The organism is Paracoccus sp. (in: a-proteobacteria), assembly GCF_030536915.1.
GTDB lineage: Bacteria > Pseudomonadota > Alphaproteobacteria > Rhodobacterales > Rhodobacteraceae > Paracoccus.
Genome location: NZ_JAUNPC010000130.1, coordinates 1 through 5,775, shown reverse-complemented (window position 1 = coordinate 5,775; position 5,775 = coordinate 1). Strand labels below are relative to the sequence as shown.

Here is a 5,775-nt window from a genome sequence, read left to right as displayed (position 1 = left end):
CGATCACCCGCTTCACAGGCACAAGAACCTTCATCGGTCCACTCCCTCTCGTATCAGCGTCATCCGTTGCTGCAACTGCATAACGGCCGTCGTCTATGGTTTACAGACCCAATATCGGCGCGAACAGCATCTTCGCACCGTCAACGGTCGGGCCTGCCCCCCCGAGAGGCACCGGGCACCCACAGGATGTCCCCCTCGCCGCCCCCGTTCGCGACCCGGGCCGCGACGAACAGCCAGTCGGACAGGCGGTTCAGGTACTTGACCGCAACCGGATTCGTGTCGCCGGCCTCGGCCAGTTCGGTCGTGCGCCGCTCGGCCCGGCGGGCGACCGTCCGGGCAAGGTGCAGATGCGCGGCCAGCACCGAGCCCCCGGGCAGGATGAAGCTGCGCAGCGCCGACAGGGGCGCGTTCATCGCGTCGATCTCGGCTTCCAGCCGGACCACCTGCTCCTGCACGATTCGCAGCACCGGATAGGGCGCCTCGGCGTCCCGGTCCATGTTCGGCCGCGCCAGATCGGCGCCGAGATCGAACAGCTCGTTCTGGATCACGCCCAAGCTGCCCGCCATCTCGTCCCCGGCATGCAGCCGGGCGAGACCGAGAGTCGCGTTCAGTTCGTCGACGGTGCCATAGGCCTCGACCCGCGGGTCGTGCTTGGCCACGCGCGAGCCGTCCGACAGGCCGGTGTCGCCCTTGTCGCCGGTCCGGGTGTAGATTCGATTGAGAACGACCATCAGTTGCCCCGCAGCCAGACATAAAGAAGGATCAGCGCCACCGCGATGGCTTGGGCGATGATCCGCCAGCGCATCATCCGGTTCCCATGCCTGCGGTTGAACTCTCCGCCACGGGCGAAGCCGCCGATGCCCACGGCAAGGATCACCGTGACCGCCAGGGCGGCCAGCGCCGCGAGGATGAAAAGGGGCTCGTCCCGCATGAGGTCGCCTTTCGCTGGGCGGACACTAGCTGCGCCGCGCGAACCAGTCCAGTGCGGCCGTGGACAGCAGCCTACGTCCCGCCGCCGCGATCTTCGTGGGCCGCGTCACCCGGTAGCGGGCGCGGGGCCTGTCGCTTTCCAGCGCCCGCCGGATCACGGCGCTGGTGGCCGAGGGCGGCAGTTCGAAGCGGTCCGGTCCCGAGGGCTGGTAAAGGCGCTTGAGCAGGCTGGCGCGGTATTGTTCGACGCGCGGGCTGCGTTCCCAGTCGATCCAGCGTTCGAAATGCGGGATCGAGTTGGCGCGGATGCGGCTGGTGATCGGGCCGGGCTCGACCAGGATCACGCGGATGGGGGTGTCCGACATCTCGATCCGCAGCACGTCGGTCAGGCCTTCCAGCGCGAACTTGCTGGCGACATAGGCCCCGCGCCAGGGGATGCCGACGAGGCCGAGGACGGAACTGACGTTGACGATGCGGCCCCGGCCCTGCTGCCGGAAATGCGGGATCAGGCGGCGGGTCAGGTCGTGGGTGCCGAACAGGTTGACCTCGAAGATCTCGCGCAACCCGCCGCGCGGCAGGTCCTCGACCGCGCCGGGCAGGGCGAAGGCCGCGTTGTTCACCAGCGCGTCAAGGGGGCCGTAGGTCAGCGCGGCCTCGGCGCAGGTTGCCACGCTGGCCTCGTCGCCGAGATCCAGAGGCAGCGCGATCATGCCCTCGGCCCGGCGGGCCTGTAGGTCCTCGGGGCGGCGACAGGTGGCGATGACGGTCCATCCGGCGCCGGCCATGTGGCGCGCGGCGTCAAGCCCGATGCCGGACGAACAGCCGGTGATGAGAACAGTCGGCAATCGTTTCAGCCCGGAAAGCTGTCCGACAGGCTGGCGGCGTGGACGAAGCCGATCTCTCCCGAAGGGTCGCGGATCTGGGTGAAGTTGCCGTGGCCGGCGTCGATCACCTCGACCACCGTGCCGAAGGGCAGGATCCGCAGCACCCCGGCACCGGGATCGGGGGCGGTCTTCATGGGCTGGTGATGGCGGCTGACATAATGCCTGTGCGCATCCGGCGCCTCGGGCGGAACCGTGACCAGGGTGCCCATGATCCCCATGACGCGCGCCGGATGCTGGGCACGGGTCTGCTCGCCGCTGGTCCCGAAAAGGGCAAGCAGAAGAAAGGTCGAGGTCAGGGCGATGGCGATCAGGCGGAACATGATGGGGGTATCTGAAAGCATTGCGGATGCAGTGAAACCGTTTTCAGTCTGGTTGCGTTCCATGCACTTGCGGCAAACCTGTCATGTTGCGTCTTCATGTTGCCCATCTGCCACGGCCCTGCTGCCACTGGACCGTCCTGCGGACCGGGCGTAGTTGGGCGGCATGACCAGGAAATCCGACATCCCCGACGCCCCCGATCCCGACAAGGGCACCATCTCGGAACCGCTGAGCCGCGCCATCGGCGAGCGTTACCTGACCTATGCGCTGTCCACCATCATGCACCGGGCGCTGCCGGATGCGCGGGACGGGCTGAAGCCGGTCCACCGCCGCATCCTTTACGCCATGCGCGAGTTGCGGCTGTCGCCGACCGGCGCCTTCCGCAAGTCGGCCAAGATTTCCGGCGACGTGATGGGGAACTATCACCCGCATGGCGACGGGGCGATCTATGACGCGATGGCCCGTTTGGCGCAGCCCTTCGTGATGCGCTATCCGCTGGTGGACGGGCAGGGGAACTTCGGCTCCATCGACGGCGACAGCCCCGCCGCCAGCCGCTATACCGAGGCCCGCCTGACGCTGGCCGCCGAGGCGCTGATGGAGGGGCTGGCCGAGGATGCGGTTGATTTCCGTCCCAACTATGACGGCACCCTGGAGGAACCGGTCGTGCTGCCCGCCGCCTTCCCGAACCTGCTGTGCAACGGCGCGAGCGGCATCGCCGTGGGGATGGCGACCAACATCCCGCCCCATAACCTGCACGAGGTCGTGGACGCCTGCCTGCATCTCATCAAGTCGCCGGACGCGCGCGACGAGACGCTGATGACGATCATGCCGGGGCCGGATTTCCCCACGGGCGGGGTGCTGGTCGAGGATGCGGCAACGTTGCGCGAGGCCTATCGCACCGGCCGCGGCAGCCTGCGCCTGCGCGCCCGCTGGGCCGTCGAGGATCTGGGCCGGGGGACGTGGCAGGTGGTCGTCACCGAGATCCCCTACATGGTCCAGAAGTCCAAGCTGATCGAGCGGCTGGCCGAACTGGTCCTAACCAAGAAAATCCCGATCCTCGCCGACGTGCGCGACGAATCGGCCGAGGACATCCGCATCGTGCTGGAGCCCCGCGCCCGCACCATCGATCCGGCGCAACTGATGGCCGCGCTGTTCCGGGTCAGCGACCTCGAGGTGCGTTTCGGCCTGAACATGAACGTGCTGATTGACGGGCGGGTGCCGAAGGTCTGTTCGCTGAAAGAGGTGCTGCGCGCCTTCCTGGACCACCGGCGCGAGGTGCTGCTGCGCCGGTCCGCCCACCGGCTGGAAAAGATCGCGGCGCGACTGGAGGTGCTGGACGGCTATATCATCGCCTACCTGAACCTTGACCGGGTGATCGAGATCATCCGCCATGAGGACGACCCGAAGGGCGTGATGATGGCCGAGTTCGGCCTGTCCGAGGCGCAGGTGGAAGCCATCCTGAACATGCGCCTGCGCGCCCTGCGCCGGCTGGAGGAGATCGAGTTGCGCGCCGAGCGCGACCGGCTGGCCGACGAGCGCGAAGGGCTGCTGGCGCTGGTGGCCGATCCTGCGCGCCAGTGGGCGAAGATCGCCGAGCAACTGCGCGAGGTGCGGGGGCTTTTCGGCAAGTCGAACCCGGCGGGCGTGCGGCGCACCGAGATCACGGCCTCGGAAGACGTGCAGCCCTTGGACATGGACGCGATGATCGAGCGCGAGCCGGTCACGGTGATCCTGTCCCGGATGGGCTGGATCAGGGCGATCAAGGGCCACCAGCCGCTGGATGCGGAGCTCAAGTTCCGCGACGGCGACGGCCCCTTCATGGCGCTGCACGCCGAGACCACCGACAAGCTGATGGTCTTCGGCGCGAACGGCCGCTTCTATACGCTGCCCACCAACAGCCTGCCCGGCGGGCGCGGGCTGGGAGAGCCGCTGCGCCTGATGATCGACCTGCCGAACGACGCGGCCGTGCTGGACATGTTCCCTTGGCGCGAGGACCAGCAGTTCCTGGTGGCGTCCAAGGCGGGCGACGGCTTCATCGTGAACGCGCCCGACATCCTCGCGCAGACCCGCGCCGGCAAGCAGGTGCTGAACGGCGAGGCGCTTCTGGTCCGCCGGATCGAGGGCGACCATCTCGCCGTGGTGGGCGACAACCGCAAGCTGCTGGTCTTCCCCTTGTCCGAACTGCCCGAGATGGCCCGCGGCAAGGGGGTGCGGATGCAGAAGTTCAAGGACGGCGGGCTGTCGGATGCGAAATGCATCACGCTGTCGGTGGGGCTGTCCTGGCTTGATCCCGCGGGCCGGACCCGCACCGAGGCCGACCTGACGGAATGGCTGGCCAAGCGCGGCACCACGGGACGCATGGCCCCGCGCGGCTTTCCCCGCGACAATCGGTTCAACTGAGACCGTTGATCGGCAGAGCCGCCCGAATGTCCTTCGGGCGGCTCTTTCATCACCTGTCTGCGGACCCGTCCCGGAAACCGGGGCGCGGTCTGAGGAGGGAAGCAAAGCCGCGATGCGGCTGCGCGATCAGGAATACAGGTTCTGCACCCCGACCTGCTCGTGGATCTGGTTCGTCGTCGCCCGGTCGATGCCCAGCGCATCGGCAAGGCTGTGCAGGTATTCCGCCTCTTCCCGGCTGTCGAAGTCGATCGCCATCAGCGACATCAGGTAGACCTGCGCCTCAAGGCCCTTGGGCACCTCGCGCGCCAGCGCCTGCGCGTCCACCGGGGCGGCCATCTGCTGGCGGATGAAGTCGCGGTCGGCGTCGTCGAGGTCGCCCAACTGGCCCAGCAGGCGCTCGCGCTCCGCCTCGTCGATGCGGCCGTCGGCCTTGGCGGCCTGGATCATCGCGCGCAGCATCAGCCCGGCGACCGCATTCTGTTCAGGGGTGGGGGCGACCTCGGGTTCATCCTGGCGGGCAACCGCGTCGTTGAAGACCTCGCCGAAGGTCGCGTCGTTGTTGGCCTGCGCCCCGCGCTGCGCCGGGCCGTTCAGGATGCCGCCCAGAAGTCCGCCCAGGCCCCCGGCCGCGGCCCCGCCGGCCAAGCCGCCGAGTGTCCCGCCGGAACCGCCACGCGCGCCGCCCGCGTTCCGTGTCAGGTTGTCGAGGATGCCCCCCAGTCCCCCGGACGCGCCCCCCGAGTTCGGCCCGCTATAGGGCCGCCCGGTGCCCGCGCCGCCCGAGCGGCCACCCAGCACCTGCCCCAGCAGGTCGTTCAATCCCCCTGATCCGCCCCGGCGCGAACCCGCGTTCATCAGGTCGCCGAGAATGCCGCCCCCGGTCCGGTGCGAGCCCTGCCCCGAGCGGGATTGCTGCTGCTGTTGCATCATGCTGCCAAGCCCCTTGGCCAGCATCACGCCCGCCGCGACACGGGCCAGGGATTTCATCAGGGACATCGGAACCTCCGGTAGGGACAGGACGCGGCACAGGGGGTGCCGCGGTTCGGGTTTTCCAACGTGGCCTCGGCAGGATGGTTCCGGGCCGGCCTGCGCGCCCCGCCTTGCTTTTCCGCCGACTCGCTTATATCTCGCGGCGATGTTTACGCGAGGGCGTCGTCCACCCGGCCGCCCGACGACCAGGAGACCACCATGGCAAAGGCAAAATTCGAACGGACGAAGCCGCACGTCAACATCGGGACGATCG

6 protein-coding genes are annotated in these 5,775 nt (G+C 68.5%); 1 reads left to right on the top strand and 5 read right to left on the bottom strand.

The features are described 5' to 3' along the window. Positions 1–140: 140 nt before the first annotated feature. The 4 genes from Q4F04_RS14480 to Q4F04_RS14465 are packed head-to-tail and all read right to left on the bottom strand — an operon-like array spanning position 141 to position 2,155. On the bottom strand, positions 141–731 hold the full coding sequence (locus tag Q4F04_RS14480) for a cob(I)yrinic acid a,c-diamide adenosyltransferase (RefSeq protein WP_303370508.1): 591 nt from the start codon (positions 729–731) through the stop codon (positions 141–143). After that, positions 731–931 carry a twin transmembrane helix small protein gene (locus Q4F04_RS14475; protein WP_182793778.1) on the bottom strand — a complete coding sequence of 67 codons (201 nt, stop codon included), beginning with the start codon at positions 929–931 and terminating at the stop codon, positions 731–733. The genes Q4F04_RS14480 and Q4F04_RS14475 overlap by 1 nt, the downstream gene beginning before the upstream one ends. Positions 932–956: 25 nt before the next feature. Next, positions 957–1,775, bottom strand: coding sequence for an SDR family NAD(P)-dependent oxidoreductase (locus tag Q4F04_RS14470; RefSeq protein WP_303370507.1), 819 nt, complete (start codon positions 1,773–1,775; stop codon positions 957–959). A gap of 5 nt (positions 1,776–1,780) precedes the next feature. Continuing rightward, positions 1,781–2,155 carry an SH3 domain-containing protein gene (locus Q4F04_RS14465; protein ID WP_303370506.1) on the bottom strand — a complete coding sequence of 125 codons (375 nt, stop codon included), beginning with the start codon at positions 2,153–2,155 and terminating at the stop codon, positions 1,781–1,783. A gap of 142 nt (positions 2,156–2,297) precedes the next feature. Between Q4F04_RS14465 and parC the strand changes: the two genes are divergently transcribed. After that, positions 2,298–4,532: a DNA topoisomerase IV subunit A gene (parC, locus tag Q4F04_RS14460; RefSeq protein ID WP_303370505.1), complete on the top strand. Its 2,235-nt coding sequence runs from the start codon at positions 2,298–2,300 to the stop codon at positions 4,530–4,532. A 126-nt stretch (positions 4,533–4,658) separates the two neighbouring features. On the opposite strand, the gene Q4F04_RS14455 is transcribed toward parC, so the two are convergent. Next, positions 4,659–5,528 carry a tellurite resistance TerB family protein gene (locus Q4F04_RS14455; RefSeq protein WP_303370504.1) on the bottom strand — a complete coding sequence of 290 codons (870 nt, stop codon included), beginning with the start codon at positions 5,526–5,528 and terminating at the stop codon, positions 4,659–4,661. Between the last annotated feature and the right edge of the window lie 247 nt (positions 5,529–5,775).